Annotated in this window: 20 protein-coding genes; 16 read left to right on the plus strand and 4 right to left on the minus strand. The window is 51.5% G+C overall.

The window, feature by feature from the left end; all coding sequences use genetic code 11:
* Positions 1-34: 34 nt before the first annotated feature.
* The 7 genes from fabF to ptsG all read left to right on the plus strand — a co-directional run bounded on the left by fabF (position 35) and on the right by ptsG (position 7,398).
* Positions 35-1,276, plus strand: coding sequence for a beta-ketoacyl-ACP synthase II (gene fabF / locus ACJHWK_RS09495; RefSeq protein ID WP_000044679.1), 1,242 nt, complete (start codon positions 35-37; stop codon positions 1,274-1,276).
* Between the two features lie 119 nt (positions 1,277-1,395).
* Entirely contained in the window at positions 1,396-2,205 is an 810-nt protein-coding gene (gene pabC / locus ACJHWK_RS09500) for an aminodeoxychorismate lyase (protein ID WP_000478678.1), read from the plus strand.
* A gap of 2 nt (positions 2,206-2,207) precedes the next feature.
* On the plus strand, positions 2,208-3,230 hold the full coding sequence (gene yceG / locus ACJHWK_RS09505) for a cell division protein YceG (protein ID WP_000756838.1): 1,023 nt from the start codon (positions 2,208-2,210) through the stop codon (positions 3,228-3,230).
* Complete coding sequence (tmk, locus tag ACJHWK_RS09510) at positions 3,220-3,861, plus strand: dTMP kinase (RefSeq protein ID WP_001257007.1); 642 nt, start codon at positions 3,220-3,222, stop codon at positions 3,859-3,861. Before yceG ends, tmk begins: the two co-directional genes overlap by 11 nt.
* Positions 3,858-4,862 carry a DNA polymerase III subunit delta' gene (gene holB, locus ACJHWK_RS09515; protein ID WP_001267945.1) on the plus strand — a complete coding sequence of 335 codons (1,005 nt, stop codon included), beginning with the start codon at positions 3,858-3,860 and terminating at the stop codon, positions 4,860-4,862. The genes tmk and holB overlap by 4 nt, the downstream gene beginning before the upstream one ends.
* A 10-nt stretch (positions 4,863-4,872) precedes the next feature.
* Positions 4,873-5,670: a metal-dependent hydrolase gene (locus ACJHWK_RS09520; protein ID WP_000480245.1), complete on the plus strand. Its 798-nt coding sequence runs from the start codon at positions 4,873-4,875 to the stop codon at positions 5,668-5,670.
* Between the two features lie 294 nt (positions 5,671-5,964).
* Positions 5,965-7,398 carry a PTS glucose transporter subunit IIBC gene (gene ptsG / locus ACJHWK_RS09525; protein ID WP_000475719.1) on the plus strand — a complete coding sequence of 478 codons (1,434 nt, stop codon included), beginning with the start codon at positions 5,965-5,967 and terminating at the stop codon, positions 7,396-7,398.
* A gap of 59 nt (positions 7,399-7,457) precedes the next feature.
* Here ptsG and fhuE read toward each other — a convergent pair whose 3' ends face one another.
* Positions 7,458-9,647, minus strand: a complete 2,190-nt coding sequence (fhuE, locus tag ACJHWK_RS09530) for a ferric-rhodotorulic acid/ferric-coprogen receptor FhuE (RefSeq protein ID WP_115202130.1) — start codon at positions 9,645-9,647, stop codon at positions 7,458-7,460.
* A 333-nt stretch (positions 9,648-9,980) separates the two neighbouring features.
* Here fhuE and hinT point away from each other — a divergent pair, with 333 nt between their 5' ends.
* The 8 genes from hinT (at position 9,981) to ACJHWK_RS09570 (ending at position 16,251) form a co-directional block, all read left to right on the plus strand.
* A complete protein-coding gene (gene hinT / locus ACJHWK_RS09535) occupies positions 9,981-10,340 on the plus strand; it encodes a purine nucleoside phosphoramidase (protein ID WP_000807125.1) in 360 nt (119 codons plus the stop codon).
* 2 nt (positions 10,341-10,342) lie between these two features.
* Positions 10,343-10,720, plus strand: a complete 378-nt coding sequence (locus tag ACJHWK_RS09540; RefSeq protein ID WP_001225291.1) for a YcfL family protein — start codon at positions 10,343-10,345, stop codon at positions 10,718-10,720.
* Between the two features lie 13 nt (positions 10,721-10,733).
* Positions 10,734-11,375 (plus strand): penicillin-binding protein activator LpoB, encoded by a 642-nt coding sequence (gene lpoB, locus ACJHWK_RS09545; protein WP_000164439.1) that lies wholly within the window; start codon positions 10,734-10,736, stop codon positions 11,373-11,375.
* Positions 11,356-12,180, plus strand: a complete 825-nt coding sequence (thiK, locus tag ACJHWK_RS09550) for a thiamine kinase (protein WP_001116587.1) — start codon at positions 11,356-11,358, stop codon at positions 12,178-12,180. The genes lpoB and thiK overlap by 20 nt, the downstream gene beginning before the upstream one ends.
* Positions 12,181-12,190: 10 nt before the next feature.
* The gene (gene nagZ / locus ACJHWK_RS09555) at positions 12,191-13,216 is read left to right on the plus strand and encodes a beta-N-acetylhexosaminidase (RefSeq protein WP_000529285.1); all 1,026 of its coding nucleotides are present in this window, start codon (positions 12,191-12,193) and stop codon (positions 13,214-13,216) included.
* A gap of 22 nt (positions 13,217-13,238) precedes the next feature.
* The gene (gene ycfP / locus ACJHWK_RS09560) at positions 13,239-13,781 is read left to right on the plus strand and encodes an alpha/beta hydrolase YcfP (protein ID WP_000587933.1); all 543 of its coding nucleotides are present in this window, start codon (positions 13,239-13,241) and stop codon (positions 13,779-13,781) included.
* Positions 13,782-14,180: 399 nt separating this feature from the next.
* A complete protein-coding gene (gene ndh / locus ACJHWK_RS09565; RefSeq protein ID WP_000211045.1) occupies positions 14,181-15,485 on the plus strand; it encodes an NADH-quinone dehydrogenase in 1,305 nt (434 codons plus the stop codon).
* Between the two features lie 226 nt (positions 15,486-15,711).
* Entirely contained in the window at positions 15,712-16,251 is a 540-nt protein-coding gene (locus tag ACJHWK_RS09570; RefSeq protein ID WP_001469340.1) for a glycine zipper 2TM domain-containing protein, read from the plus strand.
* Positions 16,252-16,312: 61 nt separating this feature from the next.
* Here the strand turns inward: ACJHWK_RS09570 and comR are convergent, their stop codons facing one another.
* Positions 16,313-16,945 (minus strand): TetR family copper-responsive transcriptional repressor ComR, encoded by a 633-nt coding sequence (gene comR, locus ACJHWK_RS09575; RefSeq protein ID WP_001522873.1) that lies wholly within the window; start codon positions 16,943-16,945, stop codon positions 16,313-16,315.
* A gap of 240 nt (positions 16,946-17,185) precedes the next feature.
* On the opposite strand from comR, the gene bhsA reads away from it, so the two are divergent.
* Complete coding sequence (bhsA, locus tag ACJHWK_RS09580; RefSeq protein ID WP_000800153.1) at positions 17,186-17,443, plus strand: multiple stress resistance protein BhsA; 258 nt, start codon at positions 17,186-17,188, stop codon at positions 17,441-17,443.
* Between the two features lie 82 nt (positions 17,444-17,525).
* Here the strand turns inward: bhsA and ldtC are convergent, their stop codons facing one another.
* Together ldtC and mfd are read right to left on the minus strand one after the other, a co-directional pair.
* Positions 17,526-18,488 carry a L,D-transpeptidase LdtC gene (gene ldtC / locus ACJHWK_RS09585; protein WP_167772755.1) on the minus strand — a complete coding sequence of 321 codons (963 nt, stop codon included), beginning with the start codon at positions 18,486-18,488 and terminating at the stop codon, positions 17,526-17,528.
* 143 nt (positions 18,489-18,631) lie between these two features.
* Positions 18,632-22,078 carry a transcription-repair coupling factor gene (gene mfd / locus ACJHWK_RS09590; RefSeq protein WP_024166502.1) on the minus strand — a complete coding sequence of 1,149 codons (3,447 nt, stop codon included), beginning with the start codon at positions 22,076-22,078 and terminating at the stop codon, positions 18,632-18,634.

A 22,078-nucleotide genomic window follows, 5' to 3' on the forward strand; every position in this document is an offset into this window, starting at 1 on the left:
CTAGAATCATTTTTTCCCTCCCTGGAGGACAAACGTGTCTAAGCGTCGTGTAGTTGTGACCGGACTGGGCATGTTGTCTCCTGTCGGCAATACCGTAGAGTCTACCTGGAAAGCTCTGCTTGCCGGTCAGAGTGGCATCAGCCTAATCGACCATTTCGATACTAGCGCCTATGCAACGAAATTTGCTGGCTTAGTAAAGGATTTTAACTGTGAGGACATTATCTCGCGCAAAGAACAGCGCAAGATGGATGCCTTCATTCAATATGGAATTGTCGCTGGCGTTCAGGCCATGCAGGATTCTGGCCTTGAAATAACGGAAGAGAACGCAACCCGCATTGGTGCCGCAATTGGCTCCGGGATTGGCGGCCTCGGACTGATCGAAGAAAACCACACATCTCTGATGAACGGTGGTCCACGTAAGATCAGCCCATTCTTCGTTCCGTCAACGATTGTGAACATGGTGGCAGGTCATCTGACTATCATGTATGGCCTGCGTGGCCCAAGCATCTCTATCGCGACCGCCTGTACTTCCGGCGTGCACAACATTGGCCATGCTGCGCGTATTATCGCGTATGGCGATGCTGACGTGATGGTTGCAGGTGGCGCAGAGAAAGCCAGTACGCCGCTGGGCGTTGGTGGTTTTGGCGCGGCACGTGCATTATCTACCCGCAATGATAACCCGCAAGCGGCGAGCCGCCCGTGGGATAAAGAGCGTGATGGTTTCGTACTGGGCGATGGTGCCGGTATGCTGGTACTTGAAGAGTACGAACACGCGAAAAAACGCGGTGCGAAAATTTACGCTGAACTCGTCGGCTTTGGTATGAGCAGCGATGCTTATCATATGACGTCACCGCCAGAAAATGGCGCAGGCGCAGCTCTGGCAATGGCAAATGCTTTGCGTGATGCAGGCATTGAAGCGAGTCAGATTGGCTACGTTAACGCACACGGTACTTCTACTCCGGCTGGCGATAAAGCTGAAGCGCAGGCGGTGAAAACCATCTTCGGTGAAGCTGCAAGCCGTGTGTTGGTAAGCTCCACGAAATCTATGACCGGTCACCTGTTAGGTGCGGCGGGTGCAGTAGAATCTATCTACTCCATCCTGGCGCTGCGCGATCAGGCTGTTCCGCCAACCATCAACCTGGATAACCCGGATGAAGGTTGCGATCTGGATTTCGTACCGCACGAAGCACGTCAGGTCAGCGGAATGGAATACACGCTGTGTAACTCCTTCGGCTTCGGTGGCACTAATGGTTCTTTGATCTTTAAAAAGATCTAAGTTGTCATTTCCCACCCTTATAAAAGGTCCGCTTGCGGGCCTTTTTTCTTAGCTTTTATTCTGACTTGTTCCGTAGTGAACATGCTGCCACACTAACAATTCTCTGATAAGGAGCCGGTATGTTCTTAATTAACGGTCATAAGCAGGAATCGCTGGCAGTAAGCGATCGGGCAACGCAGTTTGGTGATGGTTGTTTTACCACCGCCAGAGTTATCGACGGTAAAGTCAGTTTGTTATCGGCGCATATCCAGCGACTACAGGATGCTTGTCAGCGGTTGATGATTTCCTGTGACTTCTGGCCTCAGCTTGAACTAGAGATGAAAACGCTGGCAGCAGAACAGCAAAATGGTGTGCTGAAAGTGGTGATCAGTCGCGGTAGTGGCGGGCGAGGATACAGCACATTGAACAGCGGACCGGCAACGCGGATTCTCTCCGTTACGGTTTATCCCGCACATTACGACCGTTTGCGTAACGAGGGGATGACGTTGGCGCTAAGCCCGGTGCGGCTGGGGCGCAATCCTCATCTTGCAGGTATTAAACATCTTAATCGGCTTGAGCAAGTATTGATCCGCTCTCATCTTGAGCAGACAAACGCTGATGAGGCGCTGGTCCTTGACAGCGAAGGGTGGGTTACGGAATGCTGTGCGGCTAATTTGTTCTGGCGGAAGGGCAACGTAGTTTATACGCCGCGACTGGATCAGGCAGGTGTTAACGGCATTATGCGACAATTCTGTATCCGTTTACTGGCACAATCCTCTTATCAGCTTGTCGAAGTGCAAGCCTCGCTGGAGGAGGCGTTGCAGGCAGATGAGATGGTTATTTGTAATGCGTTAATGCCAGTGATACCCGTACGTGCCTGTGGCGATGTCTCCTTTTCGTCAGCAACGTTATATGAATATTTAGCCCCACTTTGTGAGCGCCCGAATTAGTCATGAAAAAAGTGTTATTGATTATCTTGTTATTGCTGGTGGTACTGGGTATCGCCGCTGGTGTGGGCGTCTGGAAGGTTCGCCATCTTGCCGACAGCAAATTGCTTATCAAAGAAGAGACGATATTTACCCTGAAGCCAGGGACCGGACGTCTGGCGCTCGGTGAACAGCTTTATGCCGATAAGATCATCAATCGCCCACGGGTTTTCCAATGGCTGCTGCGTATCGAACCGGATCTTTCTCACTTTAAAGCCGGGACTTACCGCTTTACACCGCAGATGACCGTGCGCGAGATGCTGAAATTGCTGGAAAGCGGTAAAGAAGCACAGTTCCCTCTGCGACTGGTAGAAGGGATGCGTCTGAGCGATTACCTCAAGCAATTGCGTGAGGCCCCGTATATCAAGCACACGCTGAGCGACGATAAGTACGCCACCGTAGCGCAGGCACTTGAACTGGAAAACCCGGAGTGGATTGAAGGTTGGTTCTGGCCAGACACCTGGATGTATACCGCCAATACCACCGATGTCGCGTTACTCAAGCGAGCGCACAAGAAAATGGTGAAAGCGGTCGATAGCGCCTGGGAAGGGCGTGCGGACGGTCTGCCCTATAAAGATAAAAACCAGCTGGTGACGATGGCATCAATTATCGAAAAAGAAACCGCCGTTGCCAGTGAACGCGATCAGGTTGCCTCGGTATTTATCAACCGGTTACGCATTGGTATGCGCCTGCAGACCGACCCGACCGTGATTTACGGGATGGGAGAGCGTTATAATGGCAAACTTTCTCGTGCAGACCTGGAAACGCCGACAGCGTATAACACCTATACCATTACCGGTTTGCCGCCAGGTGCAATAGCTACGCCGGGGGCGGATTCGCTGAAGGCTGCTGCGCATCCGGCAAAAACGCCGTATCTCTATTTTGTGGCCGATGGTAAAGGTGGTCACACGTTTAATACCAATCTTGCCAGTCATAACAAGTCTGTGCAGGATTATCTGAAAGTGCTTAAGGAAAAAAATGCGCAGTAAGTATATCGTCATTGAGGGGCTGGAAGGCGCAGGCAAAACTACCGCGCGTAACGTGGTGGTTGAGACGCTCGAGCAACTGGGTATCCGCGACATGGTTTTCACTCGGGAACCTGGCGGTACGCAACTTGCCGAAAAGTTAAGAAGCCTGGTACTGGATATCAAATCGGTAGGCGATGAAGTCATTACCGATAAAGCCGAAGTTCTGATGTTTTATGCCGCGCGCGTTCAACTGGTAGAAACGGTCATCAAACCTGCGCTGGCTAACGGCACCTGGGTGATTGGCGATCGCCACGATCTCTCCACTCAGGCGTATCAGGGCGGCGGACGTGGTATTGACCAACATATGCTGGCAACACTGCGTGATGCTGTTCTCGGGGATTTTCGCCCCGACTTAACGCTCTATCTCGATGTTACCCCGGAAGTTGGCTTAAAACGCGCGCGTGCGCGCGGCGAGCTGGATCGTATTGAGCAAGAGTCTTTCGATTTCTTTAATCGCACCCGCGCCCGCTATCTGGAACTGGCAGCACAAGATAAAAGCATTCATACCATTGATGCCACCCAGCCGCTGGAGTCCGTGATGGATGCAATCCGCACTACCGTGACCAATTGGGTGAAGGAGTTGGACGCATGAGATGGTATCCATGGTTACGACCTGATTTCGAAAAACTGGTAGCCAGCTATCAGGCCGGAAGAGGTCACCATGCGCTGCTCATTCAGGCGTTACCGGGCATGGGCGATGATGCTTTAATCTACGCCCTGAGCCGTTATTTACTCTGCCAACAACCGCAGGGCCACAAAAGTTGCGGTCACTGTCGTGGATGTCAGTTGATGCAGGCTGGCACGCATCCCGATTATTACACCCTGGCTCCCGAAAAAGGGAAAAATACGCTGGGCATTGATGCGGTACGTGAGGTCACTGAAAAACTGAATGAGCACGCCCGCTTAGGTGGTGCGAAAGTTGTCTGGGTAACCGATGCTGCCTTACTGACCGACGCCGCGGCTAACGCATTGCTGAAAACGCTTGAAGAGCCACCAGCAGAAACCTGGTTTTTCCTGGCTACCCGCGAGCCTGAACGTTTACTGGCAACATTACGTAGTCGTTGTCGGTTACATTACCTTGCGCCGCCGCCGGAACAGTACGCCGTGACCTGGCTTTCACGCGAAGTGACAATGTCACAGGATGCATTACTTGCCGCATTGCGCTTAAGCGCCGGTTCGCCTGGCGCGGCACTGGCGTTGTTTCAGGGAGATAACTGGCAGGCTCGTGAAACATTGTGTCAGGCGTTGGCATATAGCGTGCCATCGGGCGACTGGTATTCGCTGCTAGCGGCCCTTAATCATGAACAAGCTCCGGCGCGTTTACACTGGCTGGCAACGTTGCTGATGGATGCGCTAAAACGCCATCATGGCGCTGCGCAGGTGACCAATGTTGATGTGCCGGGACTGGTCGTCGAACTGGCAAACCATCTTTCTCCCTCGCGCCTGCAGGCTATACTGGGGGATGTTTGCCACATTCGTGAACAGTTAATGTCTGTCACAGGCATCAACCGCGAGCTTCTCATCACCGATCTTTTACTGCGTATTGAGCATTACCTGCAACCGGGCGTTGTGCTACCGGTTCCTCATCTTTAAGAGAGACATCATGTTTTTAGTCGACTCACACTGCCATCTCGATGGTCTGGATTATGAATCTTTGCATAAGGACGTGGATGACGTTCTGGCGAAAGCCGCCGCACGCGATGTGAAATTTTGTCTGGCAGTCGCCACAACATTACCAGGTTATTTACATATGCGGGATCTGGTAGGCGAACGTGACAACGTCGTATTTTCTTGTGGCGTGCATCCACTCAACCAGAATGATCCCTACGATGTAGAAGATTTACGCCGTCTGGCGGCAGAAGAGGGTGTTGTAGCGCTGGGTGAAACCGGTCTGGATTATTATTACACACCGGAAACTAAAGTACGTCAGCAAGAGTCCTTCATTCATCATATCCAGATTGGTCGTGAACTGAACAAGCCGGTTATCGTCCATACCCGTGACGCCCGCGCCGATACGCTGGCAATTCTGCGCGAAGAAAAAGTGACGGATTGCGGTGGCGTACTACACTGTTTTACAGAGGACAGAGAAACGGCGGGTAAATTACTGGATCTCGGATTTTACATCTCCTTTTCCGGCATTGTGACCTTCCGTAATGCGGAGCAACTGCGCGATGCTGCGCGTTATGTCCCCCTGGATCGGTTACTGGTAGAAACTGACTCACCTTACCTTGCACCGGTTCCGCATCGAGGAAAAGAGAATCAACCTGCGATGGTTCGTGACGTTGCAGAATACATGGCTGTGTTGAAAGGTGTTGCCGTTGAAGAACTGGCGCAGGTAACCACCGATAACTTCGCCCGTCTGTTTCACATCGACGCTTCCCGCCTTCAATCCATCCGTTGAATGAGTTTTTTTAAAGCTCGTAATTAATGGCTAAAACGAGTAAAGTTCACCGCCGAAAATTGGGCGGTGAATAACCACGTTTGAAATATTGTGACATATGTTTTGTCAAAATGTGCAACTTCTCCAATGATCTGAAGTTGAAACGTGATAGCCGTCAAACAAATTGGCACTGAATTATTTTACTCTGTGTAATAAATAAAGGGCGCTTAGATGCCCTGTACACGGCGAGGCTCTCCCCCCTTGCCACGCGTGAGAACGTAAAAAAAGCACCCATACTCAGGAGCACTCTCAATTATGTTTAAGAATGCATTTGCTAACCTGCAAAAGGTCGGTAAATCGCTGATGCTGCCGGTATCCGTACTGCCTATCGCAGGTATTCTGCTGGGCGTCGGTTCCGCGAATTTCAGCTGGCTGCCCGCCGTTGTATCGCATGTTATGGCAGAAGCAGGCGGTTCCGTCTTTGCAAACATGCCACTGATTTTTGCGATCGGTGTCGCCCTCGGCTTTACCAATAACGATGGCGTATCCGCGCTGGCCGCAGTTGTTGCCTATGGCATCATGGTTAAAACCATGGCCGTGGTTGCGCCACTGGTACTGCATTTACCTGCTGAAGAAATCGCCTCTAAACACCTGGCGGATACTGGCGTACTCGGAGGGATTATCTCCGGTGCGATTGCAGCGTATATGTTTAACCGTTTCTACCGTATTAAGCTGCCTGAGTATCTTGGCTTCTTTGCCGGTAAACGCTTTGTGCCGATCATTTCTGGCCTGGCTGCCATCTTTACTGGCGTTGTGCTGTCCTTCATTTGGCCGCCGATTGGTTCTGCAATCCAGACCTTCTCTCAGTGGGCTGCTTACCAGAACCCGGTAGTTGCGTTTGGCATTTACGGTTTCATCGAACGTTGCCTGGTACCGTTTGGTCTGCACCACATCTGGAACGTACCTTTCCAGATGCAAATTGGTGAATACACCAACGCAGCAGGTCAGGTTTTCCACGGCGACATTCCGCGTTATATGGCGGGTGACCCGACTGCGGGTAAACTGTCTGGTGGCTTCCTGTTCAAAATGTACGGTCTGCCAGCTGCCGCAATTGCTATCTGGCACTCTGCTAAACCAGAAAACCGCGCGAAAGTGGGCGGTATTATGATCTCCGCGGCGCTGACCTCGTTCCTGACCGGTATCACCGAGCCGATCGAGTTCTCCTTCATGTTCGTTGCGCCGATCCTGTACATCATCCACGCGATTCTGGCAGGCCTGGCATTCCCAATCTGTATTCTTCTGGGGATGCGTGACGGTACGTCGTTCTCGCACGGTCTGATCGACTTCATCGTTCTGTCTGGTAACAGCAGCAAACTGTGGCTGTTCCCGATCGTCGGTATCGGTTATGCGATTGTTTACTACACCATCTTCCGCGTGCTGATTAAAGCACTGGATCTGAAAACGCCGGGTCGTGAAGACGCGACTGAAGATGCAAAAGCGACAGGTACCAGCGAAATGGCACCGGCTCTGGTTGCTGCATTTGGTGGTAAAGAAAACATTACTAACCTCGACGCATGTATTACCCGTCTGCGCGTCAGCGTTGCTGATGTGTCTAAAGTGGATCAGGCTGGCCTGAAGAAACTGGGCGCAGCGGGCGTAGTGGTTGCTGGTTCTGGTGTTCAGGCGATTTTCGGTACTAAATCCGATAACCTGAAAACCGAGATGGATGAGTACATCCGTAACCACTAATCCGTAAGACGTTGGGGAGACTAAGGCAGCCGGATGGCTGCCTTTTTTACAGGTGTTATTCAGAATTGATACGTGCCGGTAATGCTGAAATTACGCGGTGCGCCGTAGACGATAGAACCTTCCACGTTGGTATCGTAGGTTTTGTCGAACAGGTTATTGACGTTCCCCTGTAACGAGAAGTTTTTCGTCACCTGGTAGCGGGTGAAGAGATCCACCAGCGCGTAGCTACCTTGCTCGGCGCGGAAGGTGCCATACGGTGTCACGGTGTCGGTATACACGCGATTTTGCCAGTTAACACCACCGCCGACCGTCAACTCTGGCATGACAGGCAACCGGTAGCTGGTGAACATTTTAACCGTGGTGCGTGGCAGATTAGGATTAACGGCGTTTCCTTCGTTATCCTCTGCAATATAGCGTGTTGCGCCAAACGTCAGCTGCCAGTTGTCGGTAATTGCGCCGTTGAGTTCAAATTCCACACCTTTACTGACTGTCCCATCCACCGCTTTATAGGCGGTTTCGCCGTTGCTGCCGGGGATAGGTGTACCGGTGGACTGAGCGACATTATCCTGCTCAATACGGAAGATGGCTAACGTGGTGATCAGACGGCTATTCATCCAGTCCGATTTCAGACCCAGCTCGTAGTTGTTACCGGTGATTGGAGCCAGATATTTGCCTGAACTGTCACGATCATTTTGCGGCTGGAAAATAGAGGTATAGCTGGCGTAGGTCGACCAGTTGTCATTGATGTCAAACACCAGACCAGCATAAGGCGTGGTGTGGTTTTTCTCCATGCTGTAAGTCAGCGTATCAACCCGCCAGTTGGTATATCGCGCGCCGAGGATCAGATGCAGCGGATCGGCAAGGGTGACACGAGTGGCAGCATATAACGATTTCATATGTGTGGTATCGTCCTGCGCCAGGCTCTGTGGTGACCAGTCGGTTTGTGGGAAATTGCCATTAAAGTTGTAGAAACTGCCAATTTCATCCGGGAAGATGTTTGCCCATGAACTGAAGTAACGATTGTTTTGTTTGCTGTAACTGCCACCAAACATTAGATTGTGCTGACGACCAAACAATTCATAACTACCGTCAGCAAACAAATCCAGCGCATCAACTTTACGTTTGCCGCTGTTCCAACCGGTGCCGCCGACATAATCAAAGCCAGGTCCATAATTACTGTATGGCCCAACCAGCATACCATCCGCTTTATTTACATAGGCATCGACATACATCATTTTACTGTCAAATTCGACTTCGGAGTGGGTGGCATTCAGTGTCGCTTGCCAGGTATCAGCAAACCGCTGCTTGAGGGTCATAAAGACCTTGTTGATCTCTTTATCGTTATACGCCCAGTCAGGTGCGGTACTGCGTGCGCGATCGTAACTGTTGCTGCTGCCATCAGTATTCCAGCGCGGTAAACCGCCCCAGGTTGGGTTATTAACATCAATGCGCTGATATTCGTAACCGGCTGAAAGCGTCGTAAGATCGCCTAAATCAGCATCGACAATGCCGGAGAAGAAGGTCTTTTCACTGTTGTAGCGGTCCAGCCATGAGTCGTTATTCTGGTAGCCACCGACAATTCGCGCGCGGATTTTACCATCTTCGGTGAGTGGGCTTTGTAAATCCGCCACATACCGTTCTTTGTTCCAGCTACCGTATTCCGCCGAGACATCGCCTTTAAATTCACGACTGGTCGCGTGTTTTCGAACCATATTAATTGCCGCAGATGGATTACCCGTCCCGGTCATGAGTCCTGTCGCGCCACGCACTACTTCTACGCGTTCAAACAGTGCCATATCAGAAAGTGCGTCGCCCAGATTCCAGCGCGATTCAAAATAGGTGGGGATACCATCAACCATATAGTTATCGATCTGGAATCCGCGGGAATAATAAAGAGCACGATCGGAATCCGCCTGACTTTTGCTGATCCCCAGCGTGTTTTCCATCACTTCGCCCAGCGTTTGCAACTGCTGATCTTCCATCCGCTGCTGGCTAACAATAGTGACCGACTGAGGAATATCACGTTGAGTCATCTGCATTTTGGTTCCTGCAGAAGTAGACGTTACGCTGTAATCATTTTCGCCATCATCTGGAGCTGTGGCTGAACCCTCAACAATCACCGTTTCTTCAGTGGCTGGTGCAGCAAAAGCGGCAGAAGGTAATAGTGCCAGTACAATGCAACCGGCAAGTAGTGACGGTTTGGTGATGGCTTGATATTGATTATCCCTGTTAAATTGTGTTGAAAGCATTTGAAATCTCTAGGTTTATGTTGTCGTCAGGCTCATGCCGGAGGAGGGTGATGAGCGGTTATATTTAGTGTGCGAATAATTTTGCATGTAAATGCAAATGAGAAATATACGCATTCATATTTGACGTGTAAACCAAACAGAGAATGTCTTTTCAGCGCATTCGCAGGCAGAAATGGGAATAATGGCGATATATACGGCAGCAAAACGATTTTTTGCTTAAGAAATCGTGAGTTAAGGTTGAAAGAGCAGGTTTAACTCGACCATACTCTATACTCGCAGTGTGGCGCGGCGTAGCATGGCGCAACGCATGGCTATTTGAAAAAGGAAAATGTCGTGGCAGAAGAAACTATATTCAGCAAAATTATTCGTCGTGAGATCCCCTCCGATATCGTCTACCAGGATGATCTGGTAACGGCGTTTCGCGATATTTCGCCGCAAGCGCCAACGCATATTCTGATCATTCCGAATATCCTCATTCCGACTGTGAACGACGTGTCTGCTGAGCATGAGCAGGCGCTGGGACGCATGATCACCGTAGCGGCAAAAATTGCTGAGCAAGAAGGTATTGCCGAAGATGGCTATCGTCTGATCATGAACACCAACCGCCACGGCGGACAAGAGGTTTACCACATCCATATGCACTTGTTGGGTGGCCGTCCGCTGGGACCAATGCTGGCGCATAAAGGTCTGTAACGATGAGAAAAGGATGCTTTGGGCTGGTGTCTCTGGCGTTGTTAGTGCTGGTGGGCTGTCGTTCACATCCGGAAATTCCGGTGAATGATGAGCAATCGCTGGTGATGGAGTCATCTTTATTGGCTGCGGGCATCAGTGCAGAAAAGCCCGTCCTTTCGACGTCTGATATTCAACCTTCAGCATCCTCAACGCTTTATAACGAAAGGCAAGAACCCGTTACCGTTCATTATCGTTTTTACTGGTATGACGCCAGAGGGCTGGAGATGCATCCTCTGGAAAGGCCACGCAGCGTTACCATTCCCGCACATTCGGCGGTAACGCTGTACGGCAGCGCCAATTTTCTGGGGGCGCACAAAGTCAGACTTTATCTATATTTGTAAGGGGTGAATCTTGATGACAAAAATGAGTCGCTACGCCTTGATTACCGCGCTGGCGATGTTTCTCGCCGGGTGTGTGGGGCAACGTGAACCTGCGCCGGTAGAAGAAGTGAAACCAGCGCCGGAACAACCAGCCGAGCCACAACAGCCTGTCCCCACAGTGCCATCGGTGCCGACAATACCGCAGCAGCCAGGCCCAATTGAGCACGAAGATCAAACTGCACCGCCTGCGCCGCATATTCGCCATTATGACTGGAATGGCGCAATGCAGCCGATGGTCAGTAAGATGCTTGGGGCTGACGGCGTGACTGCGGGTAGCGTCCTGCTGGTTGATAGCGTTAACAACCGTACTAACGGTTCGCTGAATGCCGCAGAAGCGACCGAAACGCTGCGAAATGCGCTGGCTAATAACGGTAAATTTACCCTGGTTTCCGCCCAGCAGCTGTCGATGGCTAAGCAACAGTTAGGTTTGTCGCCGCAGGACAGTTTAGGCACCCGTAGTAAAGCCATAGGCATTGCCCGCAATGTCGGCGCTCATTACGTGCTGTACTCCAGCGCCTCTGGCAACGTTAACGCTCCGACCCTACAAATGCAGCTGATGCTGGTGCAGACGGGCGAAATTATCTGGTCAGGTAAAGGTGCCGTTTCGCAGCAATAATCCCATCACGCGCGACGAATTGCTGTCGCGCTTTTTCCCGCAGTTTCATCCCGTCACGACGTTTAATAGTGGGCTTAGTGGCGGGAGTTTTCTCATTGAACATCAGGGCCAGCGTTTTGTTGTGCGTCAGCCGCACGATCCTGATGCGCCGCGGTTCGCGTTCTTGCGCCAGTATCGGGCTTTATCACAACTACCCGCATGCATTGCACCGAAGCCGCATTTATATCTCCGTGACTGGATGGTGGTCGACTATCTGCCCGGCGAGGTAAAAACGTATTTGCCGGATACCAACGAACTGGCAGGCTTGCTGTATTATCTACATCAACAACCGCGTTTTGGCTGGCGAATAACGCTGTTGCCGTTACTGGAACTGTACTGGCAGCAAAGCGATCCGGCTCGGCGGACAGTGGGTTGGCTGCGAAGGTTAAAACGTCTGCGCAAAGCGCGGGAACCACGGCCTTTACGCTTAAGTCCATTGCATATGGATGTCCACGCCGGAAATTTAGTGCATAGCGCGTCAGGGTTAAAACTCATCGACTGGGAGTATGCCGGAGATGGTGATATCGCGCTGGAACTGGCGGCGGTGTGGGTGGAAAATACTGACCAGCACCGGCAATTGGTCAATGACTATGCCACTCGCGCGAAGATTTATCCGGCGCAATTATGGCGTCAGGTCAGGCGATGGTTTCCCTGGCTGCTGATGCTCAAAGCAGGGTGGTTTGAGTACCGCTGGCGACAAACCGGCGATCAACAATTTATCAGGCTGGCCGATGACACCTGGCGGCAGCTATTAATAAAACAATAAGGAGAGCAGTGTGGGTCCAGTAATGTTGGATGTCGAAGGTTACGAACTGGACGCGGAAGAGCGTGAAATACTGGCGCATCCGCTGGTGGGAGGGCTGATTCTCTTTACGCGTAACTATCATGATCCTGCCCAGTTACGTGAACTGGTGCGCCAGATCCGCGCAGCTTCGCGCAATCATCTGGTGGTGGCGGTTGATCAGGAAGGTGGACGCGTGCAGCGTTTTCGTGAAGGTTTTACCCGCTTGCCAGCGGCACAATCATTTGCTGCGCTGTTGGGAATGGAAGAGGGTGGCAAACTGGCGCAGGAGGCAGGTTGGTTGATGGCCAGCGAAATGATTGCTATGGATATTGATATCAGCTTTGCGCCAGTGCTGGACGTCGGGCATATCAGCGCGGCGATTGGCGAGCGTTCTTATCATGCCGATCCCGAAAAAGCCCTGGCAATTGCCAGCCGGTTTATTGATGGTATGCATGAAGCCGGAATGAAAACTACCGGGAAACACTTCCCAGGACACGGTGCAGTAACGGCAGACTCACACAAAGAAACACCGTGTGACCCACGTCCGCAAGCGGAGATTCGCGCTAAAGATATGTCGGTCTTCAGTTCCTTAATCCGCGAAAATAAACTCGACGCCATTATGCCTGCGCATGTGATCTACAGTGATGTCGATCCGCGTCCGGCGAGCGGTTCTCCCTATTGGCTGAAAACCGTTTTGCGTCAGGAACTGGGTTTTGATGGCGTGATTTTCTCTGACGATTTATCGATGGAAGGAGCCGCGATTATGGGCAGTTATGCCGAACGCGGGCAGGCATCACTGGACGCAGGTTGCGATATGATCCTGGTCTGCAATAATCGTAAAGGGGCCGTCAGCGTGTTAGATAATCTGTCACCGATCAAGGCAGAACGTGTTACACGTTTGTATCATAAAGGTTCATTTTCGCGACAGGAACTGATGGACTCGGCTCGCTGGAAAGCGATCAGCACCCGTCTGAATCAGTTACATGAACGCTGGCAGGAAGAGAAAGCAGGTCACTAACCCTGGCTTATGTGAGGAAGCGATGATTATCTATTTACACGGTTTTGACTCTAACAGTCCGGGTAACCACGAGAAAGTCTTACAATTGCAGTTTATTGACCCGGATGTACGCTTGATAAGCTACAGTACGCGGCATCCGAAACATGATATGCAGCATCTGCTTAAAGAAGTGGACAAAATGTTGCAACTGAACGTTGACGAGCGTCCGCTAATTTGCGGCGTTGGTCTGGGCGGATACTGGGCAGAACGGATTGGTTTTCTTTGCGACATCCGCCAGGTGATCTTCAACCCTAATTTGTTCCCTTATGAGAACATGGAAGGCAAGATTGATCGCCCGGAAGAGTATGCCGATATTGCCACTAAGTGTGTGACCAACTTCCGCGAAAAGAATCGCGATCGTTGCCTGGTGATTTTGTCGCGTAATGATGAAGCGCTTAACAGCCAGCGGACATCTGAAGAGTTGCATCATTATTACGAGATTGTCTGGGACGAAGAGCAGACGCACAAATTTAAGAATATCTCCCCGCATTTGCAGCGCATTAAAGCGTTCAAAACCCTCGGGTAAATGCCCTCGTCGCATCAGGTAACCTTGCCGGTACCTGATGCGCTCCGAATTCTGTAAGTCGGATAAGGCGTTCACGCCGCATCCGACAGTCGAGCATCAATGCCTGATGCGCTTCTTATCAGGCCTACCGAACGCCCTCCATACACACCTCACTCTATATCACTCTCACAAATTCGCTCAAATAATAAACAACAAACTCTGTTTTTTGATCTCACCCGGTAAAGTCGCCTATCTTTTCAGCAACAAAACTTGATTAACATCAATTTTGGTATGACCAATGCACCATTCATGTTATTCTCATTAGCGAAGAACATTTTCATTGCTGTAACCTGTTGTTAATTAAGAGCTATGTTAATAACTATTAATTAACAATTGGTTAATAAATTTAAGGGGGTCACGTTGACTACGCCATTGAAAAAAATTGTGATTGTCGGCGGCGGTGCTGGTGGGCTGGAAATGGCAACACAGCTGGGGCATAAGCTGGGACGCAAGAAAAAAGCCAAAATTACGCTGGTCGATCGTAACCACAGCCACCTGTGGAAACCGCTGCTGCACGAAGTAGCGACTGGCTCGCTTGATGAAGGCGTCGATGCGTTGAGCTATCTGGCCCATGCGCGCAATCATGGTTTCCAGTTCCAGCTGGGTTCCGTCATTGATATTGATCGTGAAGCGAAAACAATCACTATTGCAGAACTGCGCGACGAGAAAGGTGAACTGCTGGTTCCGGAACGTAAAATCGCCTATGACACTCTGGTAATGGCGCTGGGTAGCACCTCTAACGATTTCAATACACCAGGTGTCAAAGAGAACTGCATTTTCCTCGATAACCCGCACCAGGCGCGTCGCTTCCACCAGGAGATGCTGAATCTGTTCCTGAAATACTCCGCCAACCTGGGCGCGAATGGCAAAGTGAACATTGCGATTGTCGGTGGCGGCGCGACGGGTGTAGAACTCTCCGCTGAATTGCACAACGCGGTCAAGCAACTGCACAGCTACGGCTATAAAGGTCTGACCAACGAAGCCCTGAACGTAACGCTGGTAGAAGCGGGCGAACGTATTTTGCCTGCATTACCGCCACGTATCTCTGCTGCGGCCCATAATGAGTTAACGAAACTTGGCGTTCGCGTGCTGACGCAAACCATGGTCACCAGTGCTGATGAAGGCGGCCTGCATACTAAAGATGGCGAATATATTGAGGCTGATCTGATGGTGTGGGCAGCCGGGATCAAAGCGCCAGACTTCCTGAAAGATATCGGTGGTCTTGAAACCAACCGTATCAACCAGCTGGTGGTGGAACCGACGCTGCAAACCACTCGCGATCCAGACATTTACGCTATTGGCGATTGCGCGTCATGCCCGCGTCCGGAAGGGGGCTTTGTTCCGCCGCGCGCTCAGGCTGCACACCAGATGGCAACTTGCGCAATGAACAACATTCTGGCGCAGATGAATGGTAAGCCGCTGAAAAATTATCAGTATAAAGATCACGGTTCTCTGGTATCGCTGTCGAACTTCTCCACCGTCGGTAGCCTGATGGGTAACCTGACGCGCGGCTCAATGATGATTGAAGGACGAATTGCGCGCTTTGTATACATCTCGCTATACAGAATGCATCAGATTGCGCTGCATGGTTACTTTAAAACCGGATTAATGATGCTGGTGGGGAGTATTAACCGCGTTATCCGTCCACGTTTGAAGTTGCATTAATCGGCTTGTACTGGCGGATGCGGCGTAAACGCCTTATCCGCCCTGGACAAATGTTACGAGCGGTAGGCCTGATAAGACGCGTTAAGCGTCGCATCAGGCATTCCTTCAGACTCCTCCGAATCCCTAAGTATTTCCAGCCATTCCCGCGCTTTTCATCTTCTGTCTGATAGCTGCTTTTCTCCTTCGCTTGCATGATTGGCATAACAGCAAAGAAGGAGGTGTTCCCGTGAATAAATCAATGTTGGCGGGTATGGGGATTGGTGTCGCAGCTGCGTTGGGCGTAGCGGCAGTGGCCAGTCTGAACGTGTTTGAACGTGGCCCGCAATACGCTCAGGTTGTTTCTGCAACCCCAATCAAGGAAACGGTTAAAACACCGCGTCAGGAGTGTCGCAACGTCACAGTGACCCATCGTCGACCGGTGCAGGATGAAAATCGCATTACCGGGTCGGTGCTCGGCGCTGTTGCTGGCGGCGTGATAGGGCATCAGTTTGGCGGTGGTCGCGGTAAAGATGTCGCCACTGTTGTGGGGGCGCTGGGAGGTGGCTATGCCGGTAACCAGATCCAGGGCTCTCTCCAGGAAAGCGATACTTACACGACTACGCAACAGCGTTGTAAAACGGTGTATGACAAGTCAGAAAAAATGCTCGGTTATGATGTGACCTATAAGATTGGCGATCAGCAGGGCAAAATCCGCATGGATCGCGATCCGGGTACGCAGATCCCGCTAGATAGTAACGGGCAACTGATTTTGAATAACAAAGTATAACAAGGCTGTACTCTGCAATTTGGCCCCTCATTCGCTCAGGCTGAGGGGCTTTTTTTGCGACTTATTTCACCAGTTCGGGCCATAAACGCAAAGTCGTTCCGGCAATCTGCATCAGTTTTTCCAGCGATGCACCTTCGCGTGCGCTGATCGACATCCCCTGAATAATACAATTAAGGAATTCAGCCAGATGCGTCACGTCACAGTGGGTCGGGATTTCCCCGCGCGCTTGTCGTTGACATAAAAACTGCTGCAAAGTGCGCTCTTGCATCGCATGGCGTGATTTCAGCGTATTGGCGATATCTCCGGAATCCGGGGAGAGGGTGGTGCAGTTGTTGATCATAAAGCAGCCAGCCGGGGTGTCTTTGCTGGTAAAGCAGTTGGCGACGGCAGCAAAATAGTCAGCCAGCGCAGACTCCACGCTTTTCTCTTCACAAAACAGCTGTGCTTCATGCTTAGCGGCAAAACGATCGATATAGCGGTCGAGTACGGCGCGAAATAACCCCTCTTTGTTGGTAAATTCCGCGTATAGCGTGGGCGCTTTGGCTCCGGTCGCTTCGACGAGGTCCGCAAGAGAAGTCGCTTCATAACCGTGCTGCCAGAACAATTTCATGGCCTTATCAAGCGCGGCATCCCTGTCGAACACTTTTGGGCGGCCACGGCTTTTTTTTACACATTGTGTTGAGTCAGTTGCCATGATGCCGTTGTACCTGGTGACTGTGATTGAAAGGTTATTATAAAAATAATCACCTCCGTTCACCAGTCCACAAACCATAAAAATAATTGCTTTCTATTTAACTGAAATTTAAAGATTTTTAAATTAATTAATGATTGTTATAAAAAATATCTTGTATGTGATCCAGATCACATCTATCATTTAGTTATCGATCGTTAAGTAATTGTTTGCGACGTCATTCATCTGCATAAGGCCACTATTATGAAAAACGTAAAAACCCTCATCGCTGCGGCGATTTTAAGCTCCATGTCATTTGCCAGCTTTGCGGCTGTCGAAGTTCAGTCAACGCCAGAAGGCCAACAAAAAGTCGGTACTATCAGTGCTAACGCGGGGACAAATCTGGGATCGCTGGAAGAGCAGCTGGCGCAAAAAGCGGATGAGATGGGCGCAAAATCATTCCGTATTACTTCTGTAACCGGTCCAAATACCCTCCATGGAACAGCAGTAATTTATAAATAAGCATTAACCCTCATTAATGCCTGCTACTGCTGATTTTTTCCCCGCGACATGCCGTGTCGCGGGGATTTTTTTTATCCAGGATTTACAGAGTTTGTGGGCTCACTTGATGACGGCGGACATCCACCGGCATCCCGGAACGGACATCCATCACATGTTGCATCACTTCAGCGTCAGTTTGTGCTGCATCTTTAAATGATTGCATTGCGCTATTCAGCGTAATTGGCAGCAGCTGCGGATCGTCATCAATCTTCTCTGACAGCGGCTGATGTACTTCAACCAGACGCGCACCGTTTGGTTCGGCAGAGACTTTTATCGGAGTGTTGATGATATTCACTTTGGTGCCTGGGGTGACCTGGCTAAAGAGTGTTTTGATATCGTCATCCCGCAGACGAATACAGCCAGAACTTACCCGCATGCCAATGCCGAAATCGGCGTTCGTACCATGAAGCAAATAAACGCCGCCATAGGCCGTCAGACGAATCGCATGATGGCCCATTGGGTTATCCGGTCCAGCCGGCACTACCGCAGGCAACTCAATTCCCTGTGCTTTATAACGGGCGCGGATGTTTGCCGTTGGCGTCCAGGTTGGGTTTGCTCGTTTGTCTGAAACGGTGGTCACCATTGTCGGTGTCAGCGTGTCACCACCCAACTGACCAATACCTATTGGATACACGGTTACCGAATTTTTACCCGGCGGGTAGTAATAGAGACGCAGCTCCGCAATATTGATCACAATGCCTTCGCGCGGCGCATCTGGAAGTAGGGTTTGCAACGGGATCGTTAACACGCTGCCCGCGCGCGGTACGTAAGGATCAACGCCGGGGTTAGCCTGTAACAGAGCGAGAAAGCCGACGTTATATTTTTTGGCGATGGCTTCCAGAGAACCACCGTCATTTTCCACCACATGAAATTTGTTTTCGCCAACCAGACGACTGCCCGCTGGCGGCAGCGGCCAGGTGTTGGCTTTTGCCGGTAGCGCCAGCGCCACGGCAGCGGCGAACGTAAAAAACGTTAGCCAGCGAGAAAAACGCGTTTTGATCATCACCAAAAATCCATAATAAATATAAGGTTATTGTAATAAACAGATAAGCCTGAATTATGGATGGTGACAGTGTCGGATAGTGCAGGGAAGTGCAAAGAATTTGTAAATGTTGCAGATGGGGGCGCAGAAACGCCCCCGATTTACCATTAAGCGATGGCGTTCTCTTCCAGTTCACGCATAAACTGGCGTACCCATTCGATACGCGTTTTCCGCTCACTCAAATCCTGAATAAACTTCAGGCGCGTCGGACCATCAAGGCGGTAATGCTGCGGCTGTTTTTGCAGCAAACCAATCAACCAGGCCGGATCAACGTGATTCTTCTCGGCAAATTCGATCACGCCGCCTTTCTCATTACCTTCCAGCTTCCTGATCCCCAGTTTCTGCGCTTGCTGGCGCAGACGGGCAATATCCAGCAGGGTACGCGCCGGATCCGGCAGCAGGCCGAAGCGATCGATAAGCTCAACTTTGATCTCTTCCAGTTCGTTTTCCGTTTTGGCGCTGGCAATACGTTTATAGAACGACAAACGCGTATTCACGTCAGGAATGAAATCATCTGGCAATAGCGACGGCATCCGCAGCTCGACTTCTGTTTGCTGGCTGGTGAGATCTTCCAGCGACGGCTCGCGTCCGGCTTTCAGTGCATCGACGGCGTTTTCCAGCAACTCCATATACAGCGAGAAACCGATGGTTTCCATTGAGCCGCTTTGTTCTTCGCCAAGCAGTTCACCCGCGCCCCGAATCTCCAGATCGTGCGTTGCCAGCGCAAAACCTGCCCCGAGATCTTCCAGCGAGGCAATCGCTTCAAGACGTTTTTGTGCATCGGTAGTCATCGCTTTTGGATGCGGCGTCAGCAGCCATGCATATGCCTGATGATGCGAACGTCCGACGCGACCGCGTAACTGGTGCAGCTGCGCCAGACCGAAGTGATCCGCGCGTTCAATGATAATGGTGTTGGCTGTCGGGATGTCGATCCCGGTTTCGATAATGGTTGTACAAACCAGCACGTTGAAACGTTGATGATGGAAATCATTCATCACCCGTTCCAGTTCGCGCTCGCGCATCTGCCCGTGACCGATGGCGATCCGCGCTTCTGGCACCAGTTCTGCCAGCCGTTCGGCGGCTTTCTGGATGTTTTCCACATCATTGTAGAGATAATAAACCTGTCCTCCGCGCAAAATTTCACGCAGGATCGCCTCCCGGACCACCAGACTGTCATACTCGCGGACAAACGTTTTGACCGCCAGACGACGGGCGGGCGGCGTGGCAATAATCGACAGATCGCGCATTCCGCTCATCGCCATATTCAGCGTACGTGGGATCGGCGTAGCGGTAAGCGTCAGAATATCCACGTTCGCACGCATCGCTTTAATGCGCTCTTTATGACGCACCCCGAAGCGGTGTTCTTCATCGACAATCAGCAGGCCTAAATCTTTAAACTTGACGTCACTTTGCAGCAGTTTGTGCGTACCGATCAGAATATCGATTTTCCCTTCCGCCACTTCCGCAAGGATTTGCGTCTGCTCTTTGGCGCTGCGGAAACGGGAGATCATTTCGATACGTACCGGCCAGTTGGCGAAACGGTCGCGGAAGTTGTCGTAATGCTGCTGCGCGAGAAGGGTGGTAGGCACCAGCACCGCCACCTGCTTGTGGTTATCTACTGCCAGGAAAGCGGCGCGCATCGCCACTTCTGTTTTACCAAAGCCAACATCGCCGCACACCAGACGATCCATTGCCAGCGGCTGACACATGTCGCTAAGTACCGCATTAATGGCCTGTGCCTGATCCGGCGTGGTTTCAAACGGGAAGCTGTCGCAGAACAACTGATACTGCTCGCGATCGTGTTTAAACGCGAAGCCCTCTTTGGCGGCGCGTTGCGCGTAAATATCCAGTAATTCTGCCGCCACATCACGCACTTTTTCCGCCGCTTTCTGCCGCGCGCGTGACCACGCATCGCCGCCAAGTTTATGCAGCGGGGCGTTTTCTTCCGCGCCACCTGCGTAACGGCTAATCAGATGCAGTGACGACACCGGAACATACAGTTTGGCGTCGTTGGCATAGGTGAGCATCAGGTACTCGCCAGTAATGCCGCCCGCTTCCAGCGTGGTCATTCCTGCATAACGACCGACACCGTGCTCCAGATGGACCACCGGCTGACCAATATGCAGCTCCGCGAGGTTACGGATCAGTGTATCGGGGTTGATGGCGCGGCGAGAATCCTGACGACGGCGGGCAACGCGTTCACCGAGCAGATCGCTTTCGCAGATCAGCGCCAGATTACGCACCGTATCGACAAAACCATGTTCGGCAGCGCCAATCATCAGATAACGCCCACGGTCGCTGGCTTCATCAAGACGCATAATGCGTTGAGGAGCAATTTTAATTCGCGCGAGCAGTTCACCCAGTGCTTCACGGCGACCTTCACTTTCTACCGAGAACACCACCGGACCGTCGAAAGACTCGAGGAACTTACGCAGCGCATCCAGCGGCGCTTTTTGTTGTGCCTGAACGGCCAGGTCTGGCAGTTTCTGGAAACCTAAATTGGCATTCGCTGCTTTTGTCGGTAAATGTTCAGTTTTTAGCTGCACACGCGGCCAGTTTTTCAGCTCTGAAAAGAGCTCGTCTACCCGCAGCCAGAGCGATTGTGGTGGCAACAGTGGACGCATCGGATCGACGCCGCGATTTTCAAAACGCGCCAGCGTGTCAGCCTGGAAACGTTCGGCACTGTTTTCCAGATCGCCAGTATTCACCAACAGCGTATTGGCAGGGAAATAACTGAACAGTGGCGGCAGCGGTTCGCTGAAGAATAGCGGCTGCCAGTACTCGATCCCGGCAGGTAATGTGCCTTTACTCACTTGCTGATAAATATGTTCCGGATCGCGCTTCACTTCGAAGGTATCACGCCACTGGCTGCGGAACAGTTCAATTGCCGCTTTATCGGTCGGAAATTCGTGCGCGGGAAGCAGATTGATCTCTTCTACTTCCTCCAGCGTACGCTGGCTGTCGACGTCAAACACCCGCAGGCTGTCGATTTCATCATCAAAGAAATCAAGACGATAAGGCAGCTCACTCCCCATCGGGAAGAGATCCAGCAACGCGCCGCGCGTGGCGTATTCGCCGTGCTCCATCACCTGGTCAACATGGCGATAACCGGCGCTGTCCAGTTGGGTTCGTAATGCATCTCGTGACAGGCGCTGACCTTTTTTCATCACCAGCGCATGGCCGTGGAGAAAACTGTGCGGGCAAACGCGCTGCATAAGCGTATTCACCGGAACAATCAGTACGCCACGCTGCATCGTCGGTAGCTGGTAAAGGGTGGAAAGGCGCGAGGAGATAATGTCCTGATGAGGCGAAAAACTGTCGTAGGGAAGAGTTTCCCAGTCCGCCAGATTCATCACCATCTGGTCGGTAAACTGGCTAATTTCATCATGCAAACGCAGGGCATTTTGCATATCTGGTGCAATGAGTACCACCGGACCGGCGTGACGTTCGGCAATTTCCGCCACCAGCGTCGCGCAGGCAGCGCCAGTTAACTCGCCCAGCAGACGCTGCTCACCCGCTTTGACGGGCAGCGTATAACGATATTGTTCAGGCAT

The organism is Escherichia sp. WS547 (assembly GCF_046486065.1).
Classification (GTDB): Bacteria; Pseudomonadota; Gammaproteobacteria; order Enterobacterales; family Enterobacteriaceae; genus Escherichia; species Escherichia coli.

Bases quoted from the DNA above. Each gene is read 5' to 3' on its own strand.
- pabC (WP_000478678.1), top strand. From the start codon at position 1,396: ATGTTCTTAATTAACGGTCATAAGCAGGAATCGCTGGCAGTAAGCGAT.
- yceG (WP_000756838.1), top strand. From the start codon at position 2,208: ATGAAAAAAGTGTTATTGATTATCTTGTTATTGCTGGTGGTACTGGGT.
- tmk (WP_001257007.1), top strand. From the start codon at position 3,220: ATGCGCAGTAAGTATATCGTCATTGAGGGGCTGGAAGGCGCAGGCAAA.
- holB (WP_001267945.1), top strand. From the start codon at position 3,858: ATGAGATGGTATCCATGGTTACGACCTGATTTCGAAAAACTGGTAGCC.
- ACJHWK_RS09520 (WP_000480245.1), top strand. From the start codon at position 4,873: ATGTTTTTAGTCGACTCACACTGCCATCTCGATGGTCTGGATTATGAA.
- ptsG (WP_000475719.1), top strand. From the start codon at position 5,965: ATGTTTAAGAATGCATTTGCTAACCTGCAAAAGGTCGGTAAATCGCTG.
- fhuE (WP_115202130.1), bottom strand. From the start codon at position 9,647: ATGCTTTCAACACAATTTAACAGGGATAATCAATATCAAGCCATCACC.
- ACJHWK_RS09540 (WP_001225291.1), top strand. From the start codon at position 10,343: ATGAGAAAAGGATGCTTTGGGCTGGTGTCTCTGGCGTTGTTAGTGCTG.
- lpoB (WP_000164439.1), top strand. From the start codon at position 10,734: ATGACAAAAATGAGTCGCTACGCCTTGATTACCGCGCTGGCGATGTTT.
- ycfP (WP_000587933.1), top strand. From the start codon at position 13,239: ATGATTATCTATTTACACGGTTTTGACTCTAACAGTCCGGGTAACCAC.
- comR (WP_001522873.1), bottom strand. From the start codon at position 16,945: ATGGCAACTGACTCAACACAATGTGTAAAAAAAAGCCGTGGCCGCCCA.
- bhsA (WP_000800153.1), top strand. From the start codon at position 17,186: ATGAAAAACGTAAAAACCCTCATCGCTGCGGCGATTTTAAGCTCCATG.
- mfd (WP_024166502.1), bottom strand. From the start codon at position 22,078: ATGCCTGAACAATATCGTTATACGCTGCCCGTCAAAGCGGGTGAGCAG.